Annotated in this window: 15 protein-coding genes and 1 pseudogene; 12 read left to right on the plus strand and 4 right to left on the minus strand. The window is 74.5% G+C overall.

The window, feature by feature from the left end:
• Positions 1-4041, minus strand: a complete 4041-nt coding sequence (locus AC559T_RS20925; protein WP_498869800.1) for a BTAD domain-containing putative transcriptional regulator — start codon at positions 4039-4041, stop codon at positions 1-3.
• 287 nt (positions 4042-4328) lie between these two features.
• Between AC559T_RS20925 and AC559T_RS20930 the strand changes: the two genes are divergently transcribed.
• The 6 genes and pseudogenes from AC559T_RS20930 to AC559T_RS20955 all read left to right on the plus strand — a co-directional run bounded on the left by AC559T_RS20930 (position 4329) and on the right by AC559T_RS20955 (position 9970).
• The gene (locus AC559T_RS20930; RefSeq protein ID WP_498869801.1) at positions 4329-5144 is read left to right on the plus strand and encodes a hypothetical protein; all 816 of its coding nucleotides are present in this window, start codon (positions 4329-4331) and stop codon (positions 5142-5144) included.
• Positions 5145-5264: 120 nt separating this feature from the next.
• On the plus strand, positions 5265-5834 hold the full coding sequence (locus AC559T_RS20935) for an SAV_6107 family HEPN domain-containing protein (protein WP_235013602.1): 570 nt from the start codon (positions 5265-5267) through the stop codon (positions 5832-5834).
• Positions 5835-5913: 79 nt separating this feature from the next.
• Positions 5914-6225, plus strand: a pseudogene (locus AC559T_RS20940) (IS607 family transposase); the annotation flags it as partial.
• Complete coding sequence (tnpB, locus tag AC559T_RS20945) at positions 6222-7550, plus strand: IS607 family element RNA-guided endonuclease TnpB (RefSeq protein WP_498869802.1); 1329 nt, start codon at positions 6222-6224, stop codon at positions 7548-7550. The pseudogene AC559T_RS20940 and the gene tnpB, both read left to right, overlap by 4 nt.
• Before the next feature lie 476 nt (positions 7551-8026).
• Positions 8027-9289: a DNA polymerase IV gene (dinB, locus tag AC559T_RS20950; protein WP_112104787.1), complete on the plus strand. Its 1263-nt coding sequence runs from the start codon at positions 8027-8029 to the stop codon at positions 9287-9289.
• Positions 9290-9547: 258 nt separating this feature from the next.
• Positions 9548-9970: an SCO2097 family morphological protein gene (locus tag AC559T_RS20955; protein WP_498869803.1), complete on the plus strand. Its 423-nt coding sequence runs from the start codon at positions 9548-9550 to the stop codon at positions 9968-9970.
• Between the two features lie 118 nt (positions 9971-10088).
• Here AC559T_RS20955 and AC559T_RS20960 read toward each other — a convergent pair whose 3' ends face one another.
• The 3 genes from AC559T_RS20960 to AC559T_RS20970 are packed head-to-tail and all read right to left on the minus strand — an operon-like array spanning position 10089 to position 15313.
• Positions 10089-12566, minus strand: coding sequence for a transglutaminase TgpA family protein (locus tag AC559T_RS20960; protein ID WP_368956702.1), 2478 nt, complete (start codon positions 12564-12566; stop codon positions 10089-10091).
• Entirely contained in the window at positions 12560-14278 is a 1719-nt protein-coding gene (locus AC559T_RS20965; RefSeq protein WP_498869804.1) for a DUF58 domain-containing protein, read from the minus strand. Before AC559T_RS20965 ends, AC559T_RS20960 begins: the two co-directional genes overlap by 7 nt.
• Positions 14279-14284: 6 nt before the next feature.
• Positions 14285-15313, minus strand: coding sequence for an AAA family ATPase (locus tag AC559T_RS20970; protein ID WP_020462582.1), 1029 nt, complete (start codon positions 15311-15313; stop codon positions 14285-14287).
• A gap of 526 nt (positions 15314-15839) precedes the next feature.
• Here AC559T_RS20970 and mraZ point away from each other — a divergent pair.
• From mraZ to AC559T_RS21000, 6 genes are all read left to right on the plus strand, one after another.
• Positions 15840-16271, plus strand: coding sequence for a division/cell wall cluster transcriptional repressor MraZ (gene mraZ / locus AC559T_RS20975; RefSeq protein ID WP_026239192.1), 432 nt, complete (start codon positions 15840-15842; stop codon positions 16269-16271).
• 232 nt (positions 16272-16503) lie between these two features.
• Positions 16504-17505: a 16S rRNA (cytosine(1402)-N(4))-methyltransferase RsmH gene (gene rsmH, locus AC559T_RS20980; RefSeq protein ID WP_112106085.1), complete on the plus strand. Its 1002-nt coding sequence runs from the start codon at positions 16504-16506 to the stop codon at positions 17503-17505.
• Positions 17502-18923, plus strand: a complete 1422-nt coding sequence (gene ftsL, locus AC559T_RS20985) for a cell division protein FtsL (RefSeq protein WP_498869805.1) — start codon at positions 17502-17504, stop codon at positions 18921-18923. The genes rsmH and ftsL overlap by 4 nt, the downstream gene beginning before the upstream one ends.
• Positions 18920-21304 carry a peptidoglycan D,D-transpeptidase FtsI family protein gene (locus AC559T_RS20990; RefSeq protein WP_498869806.1) on the plus strand — a complete coding sequence of 795 codons (2385 nt, stop codon included), beginning with the start codon at positions 18920-18922 and terminating at the stop codon, positions 21302-21304. The genes ftsL and AC559T_RS20990 overlap by 4 nt, the downstream gene beginning before the upstream one ends.
• Positions 21305-21551: 247 nt before the next feature.
• Positions 21552-23093: a UDP-N-acetylmuramoyl-L-alanyl-D-glutamate--2,6-diaminopimelate ligase gene (locus AC559T_RS20995; RefSeq protein WP_498869807.1), complete on the plus strand. Its 1542-nt coding sequence runs from the start codon at positions 21552-21554 to the stop codon at positions 23091-23093.
• Complete coding sequence (locus AC559T_RS21000) at positions 23090-24571, plus strand: UDP-N-acetylmuramoyl-tripeptide--D-alanyl-D-alanine ligase (RefSeq protein WP_498869808.1); 1482 nt, start codon at positions 23090-23092, stop codon at positions 24569-24571. Before AC559T_RS20995 ends, AC559T_RS21000 begins: the two co-directional genes overlap by 4 nt.
• Positions 24572-24576: the final 5 nt, after the last annotated feature.

The raw sequence follows: 24576 nt of genomic DNA on the forward strand, positions 1-24576 counted from the left end.
TCACGGCACCGATCGGGGCGACGGCAGCGGGCCTGCCGGCCCAGGGCCCGCCGGGCCAGGAGCCGCCGGCCCGGAGGCGGGCGGCCCGGCGGCGGGCGGAGTGGGCGCGGGCGGCGGGGGGCGCATCGGCGCGAGCCGCAGCGGCGGGCCGTCCGGCGCGGGGGCCGTGGTCTGCGGTCCGTACTTCTTCGCGAAGGCGTCCGCGGCGCCGTCACGCCCCTCCCAGGCCGGCACGACCCGGCACCGGTGCAGCTCGGTGAGCGGGTGGCGGCCGGTGCCGCCGATCTCGGTGACGAGGCCGTCGGCGCCGCCGTCGTGGACGAGCCGGGTCAGCTCCTCGTCGGCCAGGTAGACCGTGTCGCCCAGCCGCGCGTACCTCGCCTGAATCGTGCGGGCGTCCCGGTCGGGGCCGTGGGTGCGCAGGATGCGCAGCGGGACCCGGAGATAGTCGTCGAGGCTGACACTGCGGTCGGGATGCCAGATCTTCTCGAAGTGCTGCTCGACGAACTGGACGAGGGTCGAGGAGATCGCCGCCTCGTGCTGGGTCGTGGCTGCCGACGAGTGCCCGAACGGGAAGGTCGAGATCAGGGCCCCGCTGTCCCACCGGTGGTAGGTCGTCAGTGGCTGGTCGCCATAGATCCGCACGGAGAGCCGGGGTCGCAGCGCGGGGACCAGCCGCGCCCGCACGGTGTCGAGCACGCGCAGGTTCGCCCTGATCACATTCGGGACGTCGATGCTGTGCAGCAGGTCCTCGGCCCGGCCGGCCGCGGGCGGGGAGTCGGGGTCCAGGAGCAGGATCTGCACCATCGCCCCCGCGTCGACCGCGGTGAGCAGAGCCTCGGCGAAGGCCTCGACGTGCGCCGGGGCCAGCAGGTCCGTCCACGTGTTGAGCAGGCGGACGCTGCGCCGGCTCGTGGCGACCCGTCCGATGAAGTAGGCCGGGTCGAAGTCGCCGAGCAGCCGGCCGCTGGCGAACTGGGTCGGCGCGGTGCTCGCCGGGCGGGTCAGCCGCGACTCGGCCGCGGCGAGCTCGGTGGAACCGTGCTGGCGCAGCAGGGTGACCGCCTGCTGCCAGGACCGGCGCGCGGCGAGATGATCGTCGAGGCGCGCCAGGATGTCGCCCCGCCGGACCAGGATCCGCGGCTCCCACAGGATGTCGGGCAGCGCGCTCAGCAGCGGCAGGCTCTCGTTGTAGTGGGCCAGGGCGCGTTCCGGCCGGTGCCGGTGCAGGTCGCCGAGCCGGCGCAGCGCGAGGGCTTCCAGCGACCGGCTGGTCAGCTCGCGCGCGATCGACAGGCTGATCGACAGGCAGGTGATGCCCTCGCCCAGCTCGTCGCGGTCGCCGTGCGCCATCGCCAGGCAGATCAGCGCCTCGGCCTCCGCGCGCCGCGCGCCGCCGCGGCGGGTCAGCGCCAGGCACTGCTCGAAGTGCTCCACCGCGCCCTCGGCGTCCCCGCGCCCGCGCGCGGCGTCGGCCAGCCCGTGCAGGGTGCGGGCCTCGCCGAGCGCGTCGTCGTACTCGACGAAGATCGAACGGGCACGTTCCAGGCGCTCGGTCGCGAGGTCGAGGTGGTCGGCGGCGCGGGCACCGAGGACGGCCGCCGGCTCCCCGTCGTTGTCGGCACCGGGCGCGTCCAGCCGCCAGAAGGCGTGCTCGAAGGCGAGGGTGATGTCGCGTTCGCCCAGGCCGCACAGCAGGACCGCCTCGGCCAGCCGGTTGCCGCGCCGCCGCGCCGCCGCGAGCGCGAGGGTGTGGATCCGCTCCCAGTCCGACCAGTGCGCGCCGAAGGCGCAGAACTCGGCGGCCTCGATCGCGAGCAGCCAGGTCGGCTCGTCGAGGCCGTGCCGGTGCGCCTGGTCGACGAGGGCCAGCAGGTTGACCCGCTCGCCGCCGAACCACAGCAGCGGCTGGGCGGTGAGTGCCGCGACCACGTCCGGGTCGACGGCGTGGCCCGGTCCACCGGAGCCACCCGCGGCGGGGGTGTGGGCGGCGGGCTCGATGGTGCGCGCGGTGCCCGGCGCGAACTCGTCGACCGCGCCGCGCAGCACCGCCAGATAGGCGTACAGCAGCCGGTCGAGGGCCTGCGCGTGCTCGGGAGCCAGCCGCGGCACCTGGGCTGCCGGCGCCGCTCCGGTGTCCGTGCCTGTGGGGGCGGCGCGCGGGACGTCGCTGGTCGCCGTCCGGGTGAAGCCCGGGCCCGGGGGGACGGTGGGGTGGGCCGCGCCGGCGGACGCCTCGTTCTTCTCCCGGGCGAAGACCCGGAGCAGGTCGTGGAACCGGTACCGCTCGGTGCCGGCCCGGTCGACACCGCGGCGTTCGAGCAGTTGGGCGTCGACGAGGCGGTCCACGACGTCCTCGGCCTCGTCCAGGCCGACGTCCAGGACGGCGGCGGCGGCCCACGGGGCGAAGTCGGCCAGCTCGGGCAGCGCCAGCAGGCGGAACGCCCGCTGCTCGTCGGCGGGGCGGCCCTCGTAGCTGAGCCCGAAGCTGGCGCGGACCTCGAGGTCGCCCGCCTCCAGCCAGGACAGCCTGTCCCGCTCGTTGGCCAGCCGGGAGGCCAGCCGCGTCAGCCGCCAGTGCGGGTGGGCGGCCAGCTTGCGCCCCGCGATCTGGATGGCGAGCGGCAGGTACCCGCACAGCCCCACGATGTCGCGTGCCGCCTCCGGCTCCGCGCTCACCCGCCGCTCGTCGACCACCTTGGAGAGCAGCTCCACGGCGTCGCCGGGGTGCAGGACGTCGACCATCCAGTAGGAGGGGGTCAGCCCGTGCATCCGCGAGCGGCTGGTGACGATGACCACGCTGCCGGGGCTGGTCGGGAGCAGCGGGCGGATCTGCGCCTCGTTCGCCGCGTTGTCCAGCAGGATCAGCACCCGGCGGTTGACCAGCAGCGACCGGTACACCTCGACCAGATGGTCGGGGTCGGAGGGAACCGCGGCCCGGCTTACCCCCATCGCCTGGACGAAGCGGCCCAGCACGCGGTGCGGGTCGAGCGGTTCGCTGGTGCCGCGCAGGTCCACGTACAGGGCGTCGGCGAACTGGGCGCGGACGCGGTGGGCCACATACACCGCGAGCGCGGTCTTCCCCGCCCCGGCCTTGCCGGCGATCGCGGCGACGACCGTCCCCTTCGCGCCCGCCACCGGGTCGGTGAGGGTGGCCAGGATCTGGTTCCGGATCGTGTCGCGGCCGGTGAACTCCTCGATGTCGGGCGGGAGCTGGTAGACGCCCTGCCCGGTGGGCGGCGCCGACACCGGCCGGCCCAGCGCACGTGGCGGCGTCCAGGCCAGGCCCGGATCGGCGCGCAGGACGTCCTCCTGGAGCCGTTGCAGCAGCGGGGATTCCAGACCGAGATCGTGGAGTGCCTCAAGGCCTTCCCGGCAGGCCCGGGCGGCGTCCTCGGTGCGTCCGTCGCGGTAGAACGCGAGAACAAGCTCCCGGCGCAGCCCGTCGTCGTGCGGATGTCTCGTGACGAGCATCCGCAGATCACCGATGACCTCGCGGTGTCGGCCCAGCGACAGATCGGCTGAGATTCGCGTCTTCTGGATGTCAAGGTGAAGCTCTGTCAGTTTTTCGACGTAGCCCGTTGCGAAGGGATAGTCGACGAGATCGACCAACGGTTGGCCGCGCCAGAGCGCCTGCGCCTCCTGCAACGGCGCGATGGCGCTGACCGGGTCGCCGTCCTCGATGGCGCGCCGGCCCTGCTCCAACAGCCGCCGGGCGCGTTCGGCGTCGATCTGCGCCGGCCCCACATCGAGCAGATAACCGGCTCCCCGGCGGATGAGCACCTGGGCTGAGCTGGGGCTCTCCAGCCGGCGGCGCAGCTCGCTGACGTGCGTCCGCAGGGTGGCGAGTGCCCTTTCCGGGGCTGGTTCGCTCCAGATCACCTCGATCAGGCGCTGGGTGGACAGCACCTGCCCGGCCTCGAGCAGCAGCGCCGCGAGCAGCACCTTTCGCTGGGTGCCGCCGAGCACGACGGGAACACCGCCCGCGGTGACCTCCAACGGCCCCAGGACGGCGAACTGGAGCCGGTCCGGATCGGGCATCTGGTCCTCTCGGGAGAATGCGGTCGCCGGTGTGGTGCGCCGGCGGTGTTCGTCCTTCTGATTCTGCCTTTCCCGCGGCGGGCCGTGGCGGACACCGGGACAACCGCGGAATCGTCGCGCGTGCGATTCGACGCTTTCAACTCCGGGTCAACGGCAGTCGTGATCGGGTGTGTACCGGTTGTTGATCGGTCCGGGGTGCACTCGTTGTCGAGAGCCATACCGGGCCGCCGCGCATTTCGGCGGGGGGTGTTCGGGGTCCCGCGGTGGCTGGAGGGAGGGTGTCGATCATGTCGATCTTCGAGTTCTCGGGCATCGGAGCGGTGACGGGTGCGTCCCGCGGCGGAGCGGACGAGGCACCGGATCACCGCCGCCGTGACGGCGGCGCGCGGCGGGCGGCCGCGGACCGGGCTGACGTGAGCCGGGTGGAGGCGGGCCGGGCGGGTGCCGAGGGGGCCGGCGCGGGCCGCCGCGGGGTGGCGCCCGGCCTTGCCGCGCGGCTCGACGGCCTGCTGCCGCTGGAGGTGGGCTACGACTTCGTGTCGGGCACCCGCAACCAGGTGTGGGTGCGCGGTGACCGGGCGGCCGTCCTCGAGAGGTGGCATCGGGACGGCGGGGTGGAGCTCATGGTCGCCGACCGCCCGTTCCGGCTGGAGTCGGACCTCGACGGCGTGGGGGTGCGGGTGGTCGATCCGGTGGCGCGGCTGCCGCTCGCCGCGTTCCGGCCCCGGCCGCGGGGCGGCCTGGTCGACCTCGCGGACGGCTCCACGCTGCGCTGGCTGCGCCCGCGCCGCCGGGCCGCCGGGTACGTCTTCGAACGCGGATTCGTCGGCTGGCGGAACGCCAACATCGTCCGGTTCGCGCACGACGGGGTCGCGATCGTGCTGGTTGACCCGTCCGACCTGACGCGCCATCGCCCGCCGGTGGCCCGCCCGGACTTCGGCGCCGCGACGGTGGCCGACCCACGCCGGGGCTGGGTGCCCGAGGTCACGGTGCTCGTGCTGCTCGGCTGGTTCCTCCTGCTGCTGGAGGACGACCCGGTGCCTCCGGCGCCCGCCTACCCCGATCTCGACCCGTCCGCGTGGCGCGCCCCGCCGGCGGGTTGACGGCCGGCCGGCCCGGGATTACTTTCGAACATGCGTTCGATGTCGGGGTGGCCCGGCATCACGTGATCTGGCATCACGTGATCCAGCATCACGCGGTTCGGCATCGGAGAGGTGATCCCAGTGGGTGCGGTTCGGCGAAGCACTGTCAGTGGGTTCGGAGTGGCCGGCGACCAGAGCGCGGTGGGCCGCCAGGGCACGGTGAGCCGTCACGACGGTTCCGGTCCGCGCGGGCCGGTCCCCGGGCAGCTTCCGGGCCGGACGATGCTCCCCGCCTCGGGGCTCCCGCGGCGCTCCCGGGACGAGCTCCTCACCTCGGCCCGGCGCGGGCTGGCCGAGGCGGCCTTCACCCGCCCGGCGGCTGAGCGTTACGCGTTGGCGCATCTCGCCGCCCTGCGGGCCGCGGCCGCCGTTCTCGCTGCCCGCGCGCAGCCCCGCCCGGGTCGTCGGGGCCGCCCGGTGAGCGCGTGGCGGCTGCTCGCGCTGGTGGCCCCCGAGCTCGAGGAGTGGTCGGCGTTCTTCGCCGCGGGTGCCGGGCGGCGGGCCGCGGCCGAGGCCGGGCTCGCCGTCGTGACGACCAGGGACGCCGACGACCTCGTCCGCCAGGTGGAGATCTTCCTCGGGCTCGTCGAGGCGGCGCTCGGCGTGCCCTCCCAGCCCTCGTTGGCGCAGGCCGCGTCCCCGTGGGGTTGAAAACTGTTGTCAGTTGAGTGCCAGTTAGCGCTGAGTGGCGCTGTGTGGTGGTGGTGTGAATCTCAAGGAGTGGGCGGCTGTGAACGGGGTCGGGTCGGCACTCGACGGCCCTCGGCGGGAGTTCCTCGCTCTGCTGCGTGACCCGGCGGTGACGACGATCGTCGTCGAGCATCGTGACGGGTTCGCCTGGTTCGGCGCCGACTCTGTCGAGGCGGCGCTTGCCGCGTCAGGTCGCAGACTCGTCGTCGTCGACCCGGCCGACCAGGTCGACGATCTTGTCCGGGACATGACGGAGATCCTGACGTCGATGTGTGCCCGGCTCTATGGCCGCCGGACCGCCGCGGACCGGGCCGCCCGCGCGGTGGCCGCCGCTACCGCGGACGTGCCGTGAAGGTTCTCCAGGCGTACCGGTTTGCGCTCGACCCGAACGACGCCCAGCTCGCGGATCTCCGTAGACATGCCGGGGCGGCCCGGTTTGCCTACAACTGGGGTCTGGCTCGGGTGAAGGCCGCGCTCGAACAGCGAGACGCCGAGAAGTCGTATGGCCTGACCGGGGACCTGCTCACCCCGGTGCCGTGGACGCTGCCCGCGTTGCGGCGTGCGTGGAACGCGGCGAAGAACGAGGCCGCCCCGTGGTGGTCGGCGTGCTCGAAGGAGGCGTACTCGTCCGGACTGGACCAGCTCGCCCGCGGGTTGAAGAACTTCACTGATTCCCGCACGGGGAAGCGGAAGGGGAAGCGGGTCGGTTTCCCCCGGTTCAAGAAGCGGGGCAGGGCCCGCGACTCGTTCCGGTACACGACCGGCGCCTACGGCCCGGCCAGCGACCTACAGGTGAAGCTGCCCCGCCTGGGCCGGGTCAAGGTCCACGAGGCGATGGGTGCGCTCACCGGCCGGTTGGCGGCCGGGTCCGCCCGGCTGCTCGGTGCGACCGTGTCGCGCACGGCGGGCCGCTGGTTCGTGGCGTTCACCGTCGAGATCGATCGTGAGATCCCCCAGAACCCGTCGGCCCGCCAACGTGCGGGCGGCGCGGTCGGTGTCGACGCGGGAGTGAAGCACCTCGCTGTCCTGTCGACCGGTGAGCAGGTCGACAACCCCAGGCCACTCACCCGCTCGCTGCGCAGGCTGCGCACCGCGTCCCGGGCCTATGCCCGCTCGAAGCCGGGCAGTGCCGGGCGCCGCCGGCGCGCCGCCGCACTGGGCCGCCTGCACGCCCACGTCGCCAACCAGCGGCGCGACGGGCTCCACAAGCTCACCACCCGGTTGGCGACCAAGCACGCCACTGTCATCGTCGAGGATCTGCATGTCGCCGGGATGGTCCGTAACCGCCGGCTCGCTCGCGCGGTCTCGGACACCGGCATGGCCGAGATCCGGCGTCAACTCACCTACAAGACCGTCTGGTACGGCTCGCGGCTCCACGTCGCGGACCGCTGGTATCCGTCCTCGAAGACCTGTTCCGGCTGTGGCTGGCGAAACCCAAGCCTCACCCTGTCGGACCGTACCTTCGCCTGCCAGTCCTGCGGGCTGGTGATCGACCGCGACCTGAACGCCGCGGTCAACCTGCGTCACCTCGTCGCCGCCAGTACGTCGGAGACGGAAAACGCCCGTGGAGCCGACCGTAGGACCCAGCCTGCTGGGCGGGTGGCTGTGAAACGGGAACCCGGCACCGCGCGAGCGGGTCGGACCGGGGGTTCCTCACCGAGAGGCGAGGCGGCATGACCGGGCGCTACCGGGCGCTCACATGCAACGGCGGTGGCACTGATCGTGCGCGGCCGGCTGGAGAGCGCGGAAGGCGTGGTGAACATGATCGTCGAGAGCCCGCTGCCGCGGTGGCGGTGGGTGGGCGCTCCAGGGACTTCCGATGACGCCCCACTGATGACGGCCCACTCTTGCGTCGAGACCTACGTTCGGTCACCATCGGTTACAGCTTGGGGTTTGATGATTACTGAGGGTGGTGGTTTTCGGTGGTGGTCGCTGGTGTGGACGAGCGGCGCGCCGGCCGGGCGGTGCCGAGGCCGCCCTTGGCGCGTTGGCGGCCCGTGGTGGGGCGGCGGCCGGCGGCGGGGCCGTCCGGGCGGGCGCGGCCGATGGAGAGAGGACGGAACACCTGGCTGGTACGGGTCGCCGGGCTCTCGGTGGGCAGCCTCGCCGTCGGCCTGGTCATCGGGTTCCTGCTGCCGCGCTGACGGCCCGCGGTGAAGCCCCCGCCGGAGCCCGCCCCACTGGAGCCCGGCGGGGCAGGGCCGTCCGACAGTCGGATCCTGCACGTCGACATGGACGCCTTCTACGCCTCGGTCGCGGTGCGGGACGCCCCCGAGCTGTGTGGCCGTCCAGTGATTGTGGGCGGGGGGAACCGGGGCGTGGTGCTCTCCGCGACCTACGAGGCTCGGGCCTTCGGGGTGCGCAGCGCCATGCCGATGGCGCGGGCCCGCGGGCTGTGCCCCACAGCGGTGGTCGTCCCCGCCGATCACGGCCGCTACCGCGAGGTCTCCCGCGCGATCATGGACGTCTTCCGGGACGTGACGCCGCTGGTCGCGCCGATCTCCCTGGACGAGGCGTTCCTCGACGTGGGCGGCGGGCGGCGGCTGTTCGGCACCCCGGTCGACATCGCGCGGGCCATCCGCGGCCGGATCGCGACCGAACAGGGCCTGACCTGCTCGGTGGGGGTGGCGCCGTCGATGTTCGTCGCGAAGATCGCCTCAGCCCGGTGCAAGCCGGACGGCCTGCTGGTGGTGCCCCCCGACGAGGTCCTCGCCTTCCTGCACCCACTGCCGACCGCGGCGCTGTGGGGGGTCGGGCCGCGGACGGAGCAGGCGCTGACCCGGTTGGGGATACGCACGATCGGCGACATCGCGCGCACGCCCGCCGACACGCTGCGGCGCGCCCTCGGAGCGGGCGCGGGCGGCCACCTGCACGCGCTCGCGCACGGGCGGGACGGCCGCCGCGTCGAGCCTGACGGCGTCGACGTGTCCGTCGGCGCCGAGGAGACCTTCTCCGCCGACCTGGCCGACCCCGAGCGGCTCGCCCGGGAGCTGCTCCGCCTCAGCGGGCGCGTCGCGGCCCGCCTGCGGGCCCGGGGCCAGGTCGCCCGCAACATCTCGATCAAGGTCCGGCATGCCGACTTCAGCACCGTCACGCGGGCTCGTACCCTCGCCGAGCCGACCGACGTCACCTGGGTGATCTACCGCACCGCGGGCGAGCTGTTCGACGAGCTCAGGGCCACATCCCGCCCGCTGGTGCGCCTGCTCGGGGTGCGGGCGGCCCGGCTGTCCGCCGCCGGGCGGACGAGCCACCAACTGGCGTTCGACGAGCGGCCGTCAGGCTGGGCCGAGGTCGACCGGGCCACCGACGGCGCCCGCCGGCGGTTCGGGGAGGAGTCCGTCCGGCCCGCGTCGCTGCTGCCCGACCGCCCGCCGCGCCCGGCTCCTCCCCGTGAGTGGGGGCCTGGCCGAGTGTGAATCCGGTGTCCTGGAAGGCTCGAACGCCCCTGGAACGGCCGCGGCCACGATCACCGAACGGCATGATCGTACGATGAGCATGGCATGAACCCCGCTGGCCCGGGCAGGAGCCCAGTACGCCGAATAGCTCTGGTCGGAGTGGGTTCGAACCGGCTTGGACACAGCATGACCTGTTGCCTACCGCCTCGGCCCCGCACATGCCTATTCTTGGGTGTCAGGTTCCGTCCGGCGGGCCTGAAGGTCGTGGGAGGAGCGTCGATGCCGCTCTCGGAGAACGAGCAGCGCCTACTGGAGCAGATCGAGCGCGCTCTCGTCGAGGACGATCCCAAGTTCGCGAGCACGGTCCGGTCGACGAACCCCAGGACCTACCTCCTGCGGCGCGTGCGGCGCAGCGGGGTCCTGTTCGCGCTCGGTCTCGTCGTCCTGGTCGTGGGTGTGATCCTCAACCAGGTACCCCTCACCGTGATCCTGGGGATCCTGGGGTTCCTGATGATGCTCTTCGCGGCACTGCGGGGGGCGGCCGACCTGCGTCGGATCAGCGGCCGGGGCAATGACGTCGGTCGTCGCCCGCACGGGTCGAAATCCAGGCCCGGTTCCGGCGGCCGGTCGCGCCCGGCGCGGCAGTCGTTCATGGAACGGGTGGAGGAGCGGTGGCGCCGCCGCTGGGAGGACCGTCCCTGATCGGGACCGCTCCCGGAGCCCGGCCAGGCTGAGCCCGGCGGTGAGCCGATCTCAGCCTGGTGGCTCAGACGGGTTCTCGCTCGAGCCCGGTCTCGGTCGGGCTCGGGCTGGCGCGATCTCAGGCGGGCGGCTGCGGCGGGTGTGTCCGCCCGCCGGCGGAGGCACCGACCCCGGCCTCCTGGTCGTCGTCGGCGCCGTTGTCCGGCGGGTCATCGGCCCGGTGCCGGATGCGCCCGAGAACATCGCGCACCGGGATCTCCCGCGCCCGCTGCATCATCGACGGCGGGGCCACCGTCGCCATCGCGCGGCGGCCCCGGGGCGCGACCGACCACAGCACCCGGCGGGCCAGAGCCAGGTCGGCCAGGACGTCCACGCCCGGATCGGGCGCGGCCATCCCGGCGGGGGCGTAACGGGCCCGCTCCTGGGCCATTGCCATCCGGATCAGGGCCTGCCGGGCGGCGTCGACCTCCGCCGACCCGGCTTCGGGGCCGGCCTCGAGGTAGGCGATGAGCCGCTGCGCGCCCGAGCGCGGTGAGTCGCTCGTCCGCAGGTGGATGCCGAGGTCGGCGGCCACGTCGACCAACTCGGCCCAGGCCGCGTGCACGCGCGCGACTGCCTCGGCGTCCTGGCGGTCGGGGCCACCCGAGCCCATCCGGCGGCGCCGCAGCGCCACCCTGGACAGGGCCGGGATGCTGAGCAGGACCAGGATCCCGAGACCCAGCCCGACCCAGGGCAGCCAGGAGGGGGGGAAGGTGTCCTTGTGGGTGCCCGCGGCCTTGTCGTCGGCCTCGGCGGTCAGCTCCTCGGCCGCCCCGCCCTGGTCGTCGGGGACGGGCACCGCGCTCGGCGTCGGCTCGACGGCGACATCCCCGTTCCCCTGGGGGACTTCGGCCGGGTCCGGGCCGGTGGTCGGCTCGGTCGTCGACGGGGCGTAGTCCGGGGCCGGGGTCGCGCCGTCCGAGCGGCGGGTCGGCTCGAACGGGAGCCAGCCCAGGGTCGGGAACCAGACCTCGGGCCAGGCGTGTGCCTGCTTGTTGGTGATCACCCAGGTGCCGTCGGCAGCGCGGGTGCCGTGCGTGAAACCGATGGCCACCCGGGCGGGCAGCCCCAGCATCCGCACCAGGACGGTCATTGCGGACGCGAACTGTTCGCAGTACCCGCGCCGGCTCTCGAAGAGGAACTCGCTGAGCGCGCCGTCCTGGACGGTGGGTGCGCCGTTGAGGTCGTAGGTGAACTCCGAGCCGCGCAGGAAGTTCTGGATGGCGAGGACCCGGGCGTAGCCGGTGCTCGCGCCGGTGGTGATCTGGGCGAGCAGTGTCCGCAGCCGTGGGTCGACGTCCGGCGGCAGCTGAGTGACGACGTTCATCGACTCGGGCACCGGGCCGGTGGCGGCGGCGATCTGCTGCGCGGTGGGGTCGGGGACCGCCGCGCTGACGGTGTAGCGCAGCCCGGCGGTGGAGGTGCGGGTGGAGAAGACGGTGCCCGTCGGTTCGGCGAGGCGCCAGTCGCCGGCGAGCCCGTCGAAGTCGGTGGGAATGCCCGGCACGGGCAGGTAACGCTCGGCCATCTCGCCGGAGACCGCCACCGACGCGGTGGTCGAGATCGTGCGGACGCCCCGTTCCGGTCCGGGCAGGCCCTCGCTCACCCGGGCTTCCTTCGTCGCGTTCAGGGCCCGCAGGGTGAAGCGCTGGCCGTCGAAGTTCTCCAAAGCGGTGAGTCGCAGATACTGCGGATTGTCCGTGGTGACGCGCAGGAGCGGGATCTCGCGGTCGTCATGGAGCTGCTGGGAGAGCGAGACGATCGGCTGCACGACGCTCGCCGAGCTCGGGCCGTCGCCCGAGCGCCTGCCGCCGCCGTTGTCGATCACTCCGTGCCCGTCCAGGGAGGGCACCAGCAGTGGCACCGCCGCCGCGATCACCAGCGACCCGACGGCCACCCGGGCACCGAGTGATCCCAGTCCGTTGCGGATGACCCGGGGGGGCCGGTCACCGACCGGGTGGCCCCACCGGGTCACCATCCGGTTGCCGTCCAGCAGCATCAGCGCGACGAAGCCGACAGAGGCGAGGACGAAGGGAAGCGTGCCGACCCCGGCCGGCAGGACGGCGGCCGGCACGACGAACAGGCCGAGCAGCGGCAGGCCGGCCAGCGGGGGCCGGTCCACGACCACCACGATCAGGTCGACCGCCATGACGACCAGGTACACGGCGACGAAGACCAGGACCACCAGGCCGGGCCGTTCCGGCACCGGCACCGCGAGCTCGCCGATGTCGTGCTTGCCGGCCAGCGCCAGCTCGCGCAGCGCCGTCACGGTGGACGGCGTCGGGATCACGCCGAGCAGGGCGGTGTCCCGTGCGCTCACCCTGGTGAGGGTGGTGAGCAGGCCGATCAGGCTGAGGCAGATGCCGGTGGACGCCGGCAGCCGGAACAGGGCGCCGAGCAGCCGGCCCAGCACCGCGGTGCTCACGGCGACCGCCGTCGCGATCAGGACGGGGCCGAACCACCAGCCGAACCCGTCGAACAGCGGGGCCAGCGCGGCGCTGGCGAGTAGACAGGCCATCCCGCCCAGCGCGGCGGAGAACGGCCGTGGGGTCACCATCCGCGACCATTCGGTGGGGGGCCGCCTCCCGCGGTGGCGGGGGTCGCGGGCTCGTGGGGGGAGCCGGGCCGGTACAGCGGGCCGGTCGCGGTCGCGGTCGCGGGCGGGGGTGGCGTCGGGTCGGCGGGGGCCCGGTCCGCCCCACCCTCGGCGGGCGCCGCGCCGCGGCGGGCGTCCCGACCGTGCGAGCCGCCGCCCGAGCCGCCGTTGGGGGAGCCGCTGTGGCCCGAACCGCCGTTGGCCGAACCGCCGTTGGGCGAGCTGCCGTTGGGCGAGCTGTAGTGGGGGGAGTCGCCGTGGAGCGAGCCGCCGTGGAGCGAGCCGCCGTTCGGCGCCGCGCCGGCCCGGCGGGCGGAGGCGTCGTGCTCCGCGCGGGGGGGGGACCCCGCGTGGGCGGCCGGACCGGTGCCCGACACGGACCCGTACGACACCCGCGCCATGCCGCCGACGGCGTTCCCGACGGCGAACCGGCGCCCGGCCGACGCGCCCGGACGGAAGATCTGCGGCCAGGTGTCGGCGAGGCGGGCCCCGGCACCCGCGACCAGGACGGTCCAGCCGTGCCTGGTCAGGGTGTGCCGGGTGACCTCCAGGTCGCCCCCGGCCGCCGGGGAGGCGCCCCAGCCGGCGAGATCCACCAGCACCGCGATGGCCGGGGCGTTGCGCGGCCGGGCACCCGCGATCATCGAGGCCGTCGCCTGGTCGGTGCGTCCGAGCACGACGACGACCATGCCGGAGTGCTCAGCCGAGCGCAGACTGGCCAGCGCCGGGCTGAGGGTGGCCGACGGGGTCGGCGCGATGACCGCCAGCTCGTCGAGCAGCGCGCCCACGGCGTTGCCGGGACCGGTCGCCGCGACACCGGTGTCGGCGATCAGCCGGACGCCGTAGCCGCTGCGGGCGAGGTTGACCGCGATCGAGCCGGCCGCGCCGACCGCCCAGGAGAAGGGGTCGTCCCGGTCCATCTCGGGCCAGGCCGTGTGCCGGGTGTCGAGCAGCACGGTGGCGGCGCCGGTCAGCGGCCGCTCGTCGCGGCGCACCATCAGCTCACCCAGCCGGGCCGTGGTCTTCCAGTGCACCTTGCGCAGATCGTCGCCGGAGCGGTACGGCCGTGTGGTGGAATCGTCCTCACCCGCCCGTGCCGACGAGCGGCGTACCTCGTTGTTCAGCGAGGACGAACCGACCAGCGGCGTCAGCGGCAGGCGCTCCAGGGCGGGCGCGACGATCAGCTCGTCCCGCCCCCGGAAGCTGCGCTCCAGCTCGCACAGGCCGAACGGGTCGGTCAGCCGGATCGTGAGCGGGCCGACCTGGTACCGGCCGCGGACCCCGGCGCGCAGCGGGTAGGAGAGGTCACGGGAGCCGCCCGGCTCGATCTGGTCCACCACGAAGCGCGCGCGGAGGCCGAGGTTGGGGGTCGTGTCCTCGACGAGCAGCACCGAGGACGGCAGCCGGGAGACGTTGTCCAGCCGGATCCGTACCGAGACGGTGTCGCCCGCGGTGACCCGCGGCGGCTCCAACCGGCGGGTGCAGGCCAGCCGGTAGCGGGTCCGCGCGACGAACCCGGCCGCGAACAGCGGCAGCGCGACAAGCAGGGCACCGACCGCGAGGAGGTCCTGCTCGCCGATGACCGCTGCCGAGGCCACGCACGCCCCGCCCGCGGCGAGGAACGAACGGCCGCGGACCGTCAGCCCGCGTACCGCAGCGAGGAAGTCGCGCACGTGTCTCTAACGGCCACGTCGCGAGGGACGTGCCGGGTCCTGCCGGGCGATCGGGATCCGGGCGATCAGGTCGGTCACGATCCGGGCCGCGATGTCGTTCGTCGGCTCACCCGACAGCATGATCTCAGGATGCAGCAGCAGGCGGTGCGCCAGCACCGGGCCGGCGACCGCCTGGACGTCGTCCGGGAGCACATAGCCGCGCCGGCTGACCGCGGCGTGCGCCCGGGCCGTACGGATCAGGTGCAGCGTGGCCCGCGGGGACGCGCCCAGCGTGATCTCCGGGTGCCGCCGGGTGGCTCCGACCAGGTCGACGATGTACTGGCGGACCTCGCCGGAGACGTGCACCGAGCGCACCGCGTTCGCCAGCTTGGCGACCTCGGCCGCGGTGGTGACCGGGACGACGTTGGTCAGCGGGTCGCTCTGGCCGTGGTTGTCGAGCATCGCCAGCTCGGCGCCGGGCGAGGGATAGCCCATCGAGACCCGGGCGGTGAAGCGGTCGCGCTGGGCCTCGGGGAGCGCCCGGGTGCCGTCCATCTCGATCGGGTTCTGGGTGGCGACGACCATGAACGGGGCCTCGAGGCGGTAGGTGACACCGTCCACGGTCACCTGCTGCTCCTCCATGCATTCCAGGAGGGCCGACTGGGCCTTGGGCTCGGCCCGGTTGATCTCGTCGCCGACCACGATGTTCGCGAACACCGGGCCCGGCCGGAACTCGAAGTCGCGGGTGCCCTGGTTGTAGACGCTGACGCCGGTCACGTCGCTGGGGAGCAGGTCCGGAGTGAACTGGATCCGCCGCACCCGTGCGTCGATCGAGCGGGCGAGGGCCTTGGCGAGCATGGTCTTGCCGACGCCTGGCACGTCCTCGATGAGGAGGTGCCCCTCGGCGAACAGGACCACCAGAGCCGTGCGGACCACATCCGACTTGCCGTCGATGACGGTCTCCACCGAGCGGCCGATCCGGTCGGCGACCTCGGACAGATGATCGATCTCGCCCGCCGGGTCGCGCCAGCGCAGTACTCCCGGCTCCGTCACCACGGTGCGGGCCTCCTTCGGATCGCGTGTCCCGGTCGTCGCCCCCGGTGCGGGGATGTCGTGCGCGGGGGCACCGTCGCCGCCCTGGACGCGGCCCCCGGAGGCAACCCCGGAACAGCCCGGACATCATCCTGACGCGGAGCACTCCCCCACGAGTGTGACATCCATAAGGGGGGGTCCGGGAGGACTGGTCGGTGATGGCCGCCGTTGCGGTTGTGGCCGTGGGCTGCGGCCCGGTCGTCCGTACCCGGGCGAGGGGTCATTTGTTCCCTTTTTCGCCGCCTGACTGTCGTGTATCAACCTGGTTTGCGGCGATTTATACCAGCCTCCCTACGGAGCGCTTACCGCCCCCGAGCCCGGAGTGGGAGCGGTGGGGTGGAGCGGGGTGTCTTGGGGGTGTCGGGTGGGGGGGAGTGGGGTAGAGTGGCGCGCAGTGGGGGTGGGGAGCTCGCGGGTAGCCGCCGGCTGGTGAACCAGTCGTCGTCTGATGGTCACGGCGCGTCTCTCCGGGCCTGGCGGGGAGGCTCCGGTGTTTCTCGGCAGCCACACGCCGCGGCTGGACGACAAGGGGCGGCTGACTCTGCCTGCGAAGTTCCGCGAAGAGCTGGAGGGGGGGCTAGTGATCACGAAGGGGCAGGAACGTTGTCTCTACGTGTTCCCCTTGGCGGAGTTCACCCGCATCAGTGAGTCCCTCCGTACCGCTCCGGTCACCGCGAAGGCGCTTCGCGACTACAGCCGCGTCTTCTTCTCGTCGGCCTCCGACGACGTCCCCGACCGCCAGGGGCGGATCACCATTCCGCCGCCGCTGCGGGCGTACGCGGGGCTGGTCCGCGAGTGCGTGGTCAACGGCGCCAACACCCGGGTCGAGATCTGGGACTCCCAGCGTTGGGACACCTACCTCGCCGACCAGGAGGAGACCTTCGCCGAGCTGTCGGAGGAGGTCCTGCCCGGAGTCATCTGAGTCGTCGAAGGCGTCGCGTCACCATCCGGTCGTCTGTCGAGGTCTCCCCCCGCTCCCACCGGACACCACTTCCCCGGCGTCCGGCGGATCGAGCGGGGCGGGACCTGGGTGTACGACTCTTCCGGCCGTTCCCTTCCCGATGGCCGCCGGGGACGGCGTACCCGCCAACGCACCGGCGTGCCCGCCCGCATATCCGAAACACCAGATCCGACAAGCGGCCGAGGGGTTGGCAGTGGACGTCACGCACACGCCGGTGCTGACCGAGCGCGTGATCAAGCTGCTTGACCCCGCGCTGCGCCGTCCCGGTGCGGTCGTCGTCGACGCCACTGTCGGGCTGGGCGGTCACTCGCACGCGCTGCTCGAGGCCTTCCCGCAGGTCCGCCTCATCGGTCTCGACCGGGACACCACCGCCCTCGAGCACAGCCGGCGCCGCCTCACCGGCCTGGGTGACCGCGTCGGCCTGAGTGACCGCGTCGACCTCGAGCACGCCGTCTACGACCAGCTGCCGGACGTCCTCGAGCGGCTCGGTGTGCCGTCGGTGGACGGTGTCCTGTTCGATCTCGGCGTCTCGTCCATGCAGCTCGACCTCGACGAGCGCGGCTTCGCCTACTCCCGGGACGCCCCGCTGGACATGCGGATGGACCAGGAGCGCGGCCCCACCGCGGCCGACGTCCTCAACAACTACGACGTCGACGCGCTGACCCGGGTGCTGCGGGAGTACGGCGAGGAGCGGTTCGCGCGCCGCATCGCCCGGGCGGTGGTGACCCAGCGCCAGGCCGCGCCGTTCACCACCTCCGCGCGGCTGGTGGACCTGGTCCGCGACTCCATCCCCGCGGCGGCGCGCCGCACCGGAGGCAACCCGGCCAAGCGCACCTTCCAGGCGCTGCGCATCGAGGTGAACTCCGAGCTCGAGGTGCTCGAGCGCGCGGTGCCCGCCGCCTTCGACGCGCTGGCCGTGGCGGGCCGCCTGGTCGTCCTCTCCTATCACTCCCTGGAGGACCGGCTGGTGAAACGGGTGCTGACGCCGCGCTCGGTGCCCTCCGTCCCGCCGGACATGCCGGTCATCCCGGATGACGCCCGGCCGACGTTACGGTGGCTGACCCGCGGCGCGGAGCCGGCTTCCGACACGGAGATCGAACAGAACGCGCGCGCCGGGTCGGTCCGGCTGCGCGCGGCGGAACGCACGGCGGCCGAACCGGGCCGCGCGCACAACCAGACCGGAGGTGTCCGATGACCGCTCCCGCGAACCCGCTGCCCCGCGGTCGCGCCCGTCCGGGTCATCACACGTCCGGCTCCGAGTACCACGCGACAGACCACGACGTGGCCGCCTACCCGGGCGCCGCGCACGACGCCGCGCACGACGGCACCGCGTACGCCTATGACGTGGCCGCGTTCGAGAGCACCGGCTACGACGACACGCCCTACGAGAACGCGCCCTACGACAGCGCTCCCTACGCGGACGTGCCCCACGAGGACGCGCCGTACGGCGCGTCCGGCTACGGCGACCCCGTCTACGACGACTCCGCATACGGCGGCGTCAATTACGGCGATACGGCCCCCGGCGAGCCGGCGGCCGGCGACCACACGCTCGGCGAGCCTGTGGCCGGCGAGCCCGCGTTCGGCGATTCCACGGCCGGTGACCTCGCGGATGCCGGGTCGCCCGTCGGGGAGCCCGCGTACGCCGACGAAGCCGGACGCCGCGCCGACCCGTCCGACGAGGTGGCCGTGCCCGGCCGCGCCCGTCGCCGGCCGGTCGCCGCCGGCGTGGGCGCGGTAGGCGCCGGAGCGCCCGCCCGCTCGTCCAGCGCGGCCCGTTCGTCCAGCGCCACGCGCACGACCGCCACGCGCACGACCGCCACGCGCACGACCGGCGCGCGCACGACCGCGGGGCACACCGTCCCGGCCCGGCCCGGCAGCGCGCGCTCGGGCACGGGACGGACAGCCACCGGACGATCGGGAACGGGCCGGTCCGGTGCGGGACGTCGGCCGTCCGCGATGGCGGTCGGCGCGACCACGGTTCCCCTGCTCGACTCACCACTGCGGCGGGGAGCGCGGCCGGGGCTGTCGGTGCTGCGGGTGCCGGCGCGGTCCACGGCGCCGCGCGGGCCGTTCGTGGTGCTGCTGCTCGTGCTGATGGGGGCGGGACTGCTGTCGCTGCTCCTGCTCAACACGGCGCTGATGGAGAACTCCTTCCACGCCGACGAGCTCGAGCGGCAGTCCACCGAGCTGACCCGGCAGGAGCAGCAGCTGTCGCTCAAGCTCGACGAGCAGTCCGACCCGGGGCAGCTCGCCGCCCGCGCGAACCAGCTCGGGATGGTGCCCGGCGGCGTTCCCGAGTACCTGCCGGCCAACGCGCCGCTGCCGCCCGGGGCGCGCGTCCTGACCCGGGACGCGGGCAGCGGCATGCTGCTCGTCGTGGTCCCGGGCCCGTCGGCGGCTCCGGCCGGCGCCGCCGCGGCGACGGACTCCGCGGCCACCCAGTCCGGCGCCTCGGCTCAGTCGGGCGCCTCCGGCGCGGGTGGCACGTCCACCCAGCCCGCGGCTGGCGGCGAGGCGGCGGCTGGCGGCGAGGCGGCCGGGTCCGCCGCCGATACGCAGGCCCGTACCGGGACCGACACCGGGACCGACGGAGAGGCGGGAGCCGGTCAGTGAGCCAGACGACCCGCGGTCCGTCCTCCGGCCGCGGTCGGAACCGACTCCGTCTCGTCACGAACCCGCAGCCGGGGAGCCCGGACGCGCGGTCCGCGCGCCACGACGGTGACGACCTGCTCGATCCGTCCGTGCGCCGGTTCTCCGGCCGTGACCCGGACGGCGGCCGCGGCCGGGTGACCCCACCCCCCCGCGGCGGCGACCGACGCCGCGACGACCGCGACGACCGCGACGAGCTTGACGAACAGACCTGGGACGACGACGCCGCCGAAGCCACGGAACGGGCGGCGCGCCGGCCCCGCCCCGCCGCGGCCGGACGGGAGCGCCGGGCGGCGACGGCCCGGGCGGGTCGGTCGTCCCCACGGGTGTCTCCGCTGCGCAGCGCGGCCGCCGGCTCGGCGACGCCACGTGAGCAGCTCCGCCGGGACCAGGCCGCCCGCGCCACATCCGCCCGTACGACCTCCGCCCGCGGAGCGGCCGGCCGGCGTAACCCGACCCGGGGGGCGGCCAGCCGGACGACGTCCGGGCGGATCCCCCCCGTCCGGCGCCCGCATCCCTCGAGCGGTGGGGCGGGCCGCAACCGGGCCACCTCGATCCGCCGCGGCCTCGGGGGCACGCCGCCGCGGCCGTCGCGGCCGTTCGTCCTCGCCAGCCCCCGCCGCCGGGTCCGGGTGTCGGTGGTACTGATGATCGCCGTCCTGGTCGTGATCGCCGGCCGGCTCGCGCAGCTGCAGGGCTTCGCCTCGTCCAACTACGCGGAGCAGGCCGAGCAGCAGCGGCTGCGCAAGTCCGTCCTGCCCGCCGACCGTGGCATGATCACAGACCGGCACGGCGACGCGCTGGCGCAGGACGTCGAGCGCCGGGCCGTGTACGCGGACCCGTGGCTGATGAACGAGGCCCAGGTCGTCGACGCGGCGCGCAAGCTGGCCCCGCTGCTCGGCGAGTCCGAGAACACGCTGCGCAAGAGCATGACGTCCAACGATCCCCAGGTGCGGTTCGTGTACCTGGGCCGTCGCCTCGACCGGGCGGTCGGGGACGAGGTGGACAAGCTGGGCCTGCGCGGCATCGGCGTCCTCCCCGAGCGGGGGCGCTGGTACCCGTCGCTGACCCTGGGCGCCAACTTCGTCGGCTTCACCAAGCTCGGCGAGAACGACGCGATCGTGGGCGCCGGCGGCCTGGAGCTGGCCTACGACAGCGTGCTGCGCGGGACGGACGGGCGCCGCCAGATCGAGGCCGACCCGTCCGGGCGGGAGATCCCCTCGGCGCAGAGCGTGGAGAAGGACCCGGTCAGCGGCTCCACACTGCGCCTCACCATCGACAACTACATCCAGTGGGACGCCCAGAGCGCGATCGCCGAGGCGGTGCGGACCTCGGAGGCGGACGGCGGCACGATCGTCGTGATGAACCCGAAGACGGGTGACCTGCTCGCGATGGCCGACGCGCCCCAGTTCGACCCGAACAACATCACCTCCCGGGACATCGACGCGATCGGAAACCGCTCGACCGGCCAGGCCTTCGAGCCCGGCAGCGTCAACAAGGTCATCACCATGGCCGCGGCACTGGACCGGAACCTGATCGAGACGACGACCCCGATCACCGTGCCGCCGTCCATCGAGCGGGGCGGGGTGACGATCACGGACTCGGAGCCGCACGGCACCGAGCACCTCACCGCGGCCGGCGTGCTCGCCCGGTCCAGCAACATCGGGACGGTGCTCGTCGCCGAGCGGGTCGGCAACGACAACCTCGAGCAGATGATGCGCGCGTTCGGGCTCGGCAAGGCGACCGAGGTCGACTTCCCCGGCGAGGCCGCCGGCATCCTGCCGCCGGCCGCGGACTGGTCGGGCAGTCAGGCCGCGACCATCGCCTACGGCCAGGGCACCTCGGCCACGGCCCTGCAGATGGCGTCGGTCTACGCGACCGTGGCGAACGGCGGCATGCGGGTCGCGCCGCGGCTGGTGGACGCGATCACCGGCCCGGACGGGGTCACACGGCCCACCCCGCGGGCGCCCGAGCGCCGGGTGGTCTCCCCGGAGACCGCCTCCACGCTCACCCGCATGCTCGAGGCCGTCGCGACGACGCAGGGCACCGCCCCCGCCGCCGAGGTCGCCGGGTACCGGGTCGCCGGCAAGACGGGCACGGCGAAGCGGTACGACCCGGTCAACGGCGGCTACGACGGCTACGTCTCGACGTTCATCGGCTTCGCCCCGGCCGACGACCCCCAGGTCGTCGTGGAGGTCGTGCTCGACCACCCGCGCAAGGGCTTCTACGGCGGCGAGGTCGCCGCGCCGGTGTTCAAACGGGTGATGAGCTTCGCCCTCACCACGCTGGGCGTGCCGCCGCCGGGGACCAGGCCCGAACCGCTGGTGCTCGACCTCGACCGCTGAGAACGGGCGAGAGCACCGAGGACGAGCAGGAGCACCGCGGACGGGGAAGGCACCGCGGACCGGGGAGAGCGTCGTGGACGGGCGAGCGCGGGACGTCGCGCGCCCGTCCACGACGGGGGCCGGGGGCCGGGAGCCGCCGCCGGTTTGGCCCAGGCTGTCCCGACACCTGCGCGTCGGCCCGGTGGACCACCGCCGTCCACGGCGCCCGTGCGGATCCCCCGCCTGCCCGCCCACTAAGGTCGTCCCCGTGACCACCCCGGCACTACGTCCGGCAGCGCCGTCACCGCGGTCGCTCACCGCTCTGCCCGACGTCCTCAGATCCATCACCGTCGCGCCCGGTCCGTCGGGCGGGGCGGCCCTCGCCGGTGTCGTCCTCACCGGCGTCACCCACGACTCGCGCGCGGTGCTGCCGGGCGACCTCTACGCGGCGCTGCCCGGCGCGCACGTGCACGGCGCCGACTTCGCCGCCGGTGCCGTCGCCGCCGGTGCCGTCGCCGTCCTCACCGACCCGGTGGGCGCCGCGACGCTGTCCGGCCGGCTCGCGGTGCCCGTGCTCGTCACCGACGACCCGCGCCGCGACCTGGCGCCGGCCGCCGCCTGGATCTACGGCGAGCCGTCGAGCGCGCTGACCCTGCTCGGGGTCACCGGCACGAACGGCAAGACCACCACCGCCTTCCTCCTGGACGCCGGCCTGCGCGCCGCCGGGTACACCACGGGCCTGCTCGGCACGGTGCAGACCCGGGTCGCCGGAACGGTGGTGCCCTCGGTGCGCACGACGCCCGAGTCCGGCGACCTGCAGGCGCTGCTCGCGACGATGGTGGAGCGGGGCGTCGGGGCGGCGTCGATGGAGGTGTCGAGCCACGCGCTGGCCCAGCACCGGGTGGACGCGCTGCGCTTCGCCGGCGCCGCCTTCACCAACCTCAGCCAGGACCACCTCGACTTCCACCCGACGATGGAGGACTACTTCGCGGCGAAGGCGGCACTGTTCGAGCCCGCCCGCAGCGCGGCCGCCGTGGTCTGCGTCGACGACGACTGGGGCCGCCGGCTCGCGGCGCTGCGCCCGGACGCGCGCACCTACTCGGTGACCGGCCGCCCGGCCGACTGGTGGCCGGAGGACGTCGTCGCCGGCCCGGCCGGCAGCGTGTTCCGCGCGCTGGGCCCGGACGGCGCGAAGGCGGACCTCTCGCTCGCCCTGCCGGGCCGGTTCAACGTCGCCAACGCGCTGGGCGCCCTCGCGCTGCTGGCCGCCGTCGGTGTCCCGCTGGAGGCGGCGGCCGAGGGCATCTCGTCGCTGCCGGGGGTCCCGGGCCGGATGGAGCGGATCGACGCCGGCCAGCCGTTCCTCGCCCTCGTGGACTACGCCCACACCCCCGACGCGGTCGAGACGCTGCTCGCCGCCGTGCGCCCGATCGTGACCGGGCGGGTGGTCGTCGTCCTCGGCTGCGGTGGGGACCGCGACCGAGCCAAGCGGCCGCTGATGGGCGCGGCCGCGGCGCGGCTGGCCGACCTGGCCGTGTTCACCAGCGACAACCCCCGGTCCGAGGACCCGGCGCGCATCCTCGAGCAGATGCTGGCCGGCGCCCGCGGCGCCCCTGGAGCGGGCGAGATCGTCGTGGAGCCGGACCGGGCGAGCGCGATCGCGCTCGCGGTCGGCGCCGCCGGGCCCACCGACGCCGTGATCGTGGCCGGCAAGGGGCACGAGAGCGGGCAGGACGTCGCCGGTGTCGTCACGCCGTTCGACGACCGCGAGGTGCTGCGCTCCGCGCTGCTGGCGGCGGCGAGCCGATGATCGCGCTGACTCTCGCCGAGGTGGCCGCCGCCACCGGTGGCCGGCTCACCGCCGGCGCGGACCGGTTGACCCCGGTCACGTCGGTGGTGATCGACTCCCGTCAGGTCGGCCCGGGCGCGCTGTTCGTCGCCCTGCCCGGTGAACGGGTGGACGGGCACGACTTCGCCGTCGGCGCGGTCGCGGCCGGCGCGGTGGCCGTCCTCGGCGCCCGGGAGACGGGCGTGCCCACCGTCGTCGCCGCCGACCCGGCGGCGGCGCTGGCCGCGCTCGCCGCGCACCTGCGGGACCTCGCCCCGGCGACCGTGGTCGGGGTGACCGGCTCGGCCGGTAAGACGACCACCAAGGACCTGCTGGCCGACCTGCTCGGCAGGCTCGGCCCGACGGTCGCCGCGGTGGGCTCGTTCAACAACGAGATCGGCCTGCCGCTGACCCTGCTGCGCACCGAGCCCGACACCGCGTTCGTGGTGCTGGAGATGGGCGCCCGCGGCATCGGGCACATCGCGACGCTGTGCGCGGTGGCCCGCCCGCACGTCGGGCTGGTGCTCAACGTCGGGTCGGCGCACGTGGGGGAGTACGCCGACGGGCGGAACGGCATCGCCGCGGCGAAGGGCGAGCTCGCGGAGGCGGCCACCGGCCTGGTCGTGCTGAACGCCGACGATCCGCTGGTGGCGGCGATGGCCGGCCGCGCCGGCGCCCAGGTGGTCACCTTCGGCCGCGTCGCGGCGGCGGACGTCCGCGCCGAGCGCGTCGAGGTGGGCGGCGACGGCCGGGCCGCGTTCGACCTGCTGGCCGGCGGGGAGCGCCACCGGCTGCGCCTCGGCCTCGTCGGCGCGCACCAGGTGGCCAACGCGCTGGCCGCCGCGGCGGTGGCGACATCACTCGGCCTCGCGCCGGCCGAGGCCGCGGCAGCGCTCGAGGAGGCCCGCCCGCGCAGCCGCTGGCGGATGGAGGTGACGACCACCGCGGAAGGCGTGGTCGTGCTCAACGACTCCTACAACGCGAACCCCGAGTCGATGCGCGCGGCCCTGACCGCGCTGATGGACATGCGGGGAGCGGGGCGGGCGTGGGCGGTGCTGGGTCCGATGGGCGAGCTCGGCGCCGACGCGGAGGCCGCGCACGACACCCTGGGGCGGCTCGCCGCCGGGCTGGGCGTGTCACGGCTGGTGGCGGTCGGCGCCGGGGCGCGCCGGGTGCATCAGGCGGCGGAGCACGAGGGCGCCTGGGCCGGCGAGTCGACCTGGGTGCCCGGGGTGGACGAGGCGCTGGCGCTGCTCGCCGCGCAGGTCCGCCCGGGTGACGTGGTTCTGGTGAAGGCGAGCCGGTCGTTCGGGCTCGAGCGGGTGGCCACGGGGCTGACCGCGGATGGTGGGGCCGGCCCAGCGGGCCGGCGGGACGGCGCCGCCGGCGCCGCGATCGAGGGGATCGAGAACACGTGGAACACGGTGGGACACTCCGGCGAACCAGGCGTGCGCGGGTGACGCTC

The sequence above is a fragment of the Frankia sp. Hr75.2 genome, assembly GCF_949319125.1.
Classification (GTDB): Bacteria; Actinomycetota; Actinomycetes; order Frankiales; family Frankiaceae; genus Parafrankia; species Parafrankia soli.

Excerpts from the sequence above, each read along its gene's own strand:
- AC559T_RS20925 (WP_498869800.1), bottom strand. The coding sequence starts at position 4,041 with ATGCCCGATCCGGACCGGCTCCAGTTCGCCGTCCTGGGGCCGTTGGAG.
- AC559T_RS20930 (WP_498869801.1), top strand. The coding sequence starts at position 4,329 with ATGTCGATCTTCGAGTTCTCGGGCATCGGAGCGGTGACGGGTGCGTCC.
- AC559T_RS20955 (WP_498869803.1), top strand. The coding sequence starts at position 9,548 with ATGCCGCTCTCGGAGAACGAGCAGCGCCTACTGGAGCAGATCGAGCGC.
- AC559T_RS20960 (WP_368956702.1), bottom strand. The coding sequence starts at position 12,566 with ATGGTGACCCCACGGCCGTTCTCCGCCGCGCTGGGCGGGATGGCCTGT.
- ftsL (WP_498869805.1), top strand. The coding sequence starts at position 17,502 with ATGACCGCTCCCGCGAACCCGCTGCCCCGCGGTCGCGCCCGTCCGGGT.
- AC559T_RS21000 (WP_498869808.1), top strand. The coding sequence starts at position 23,090 with ATGATCGCGCTGACTCTCGCCGAGGTGGCCGCCGCCACCGGTGGCCGG.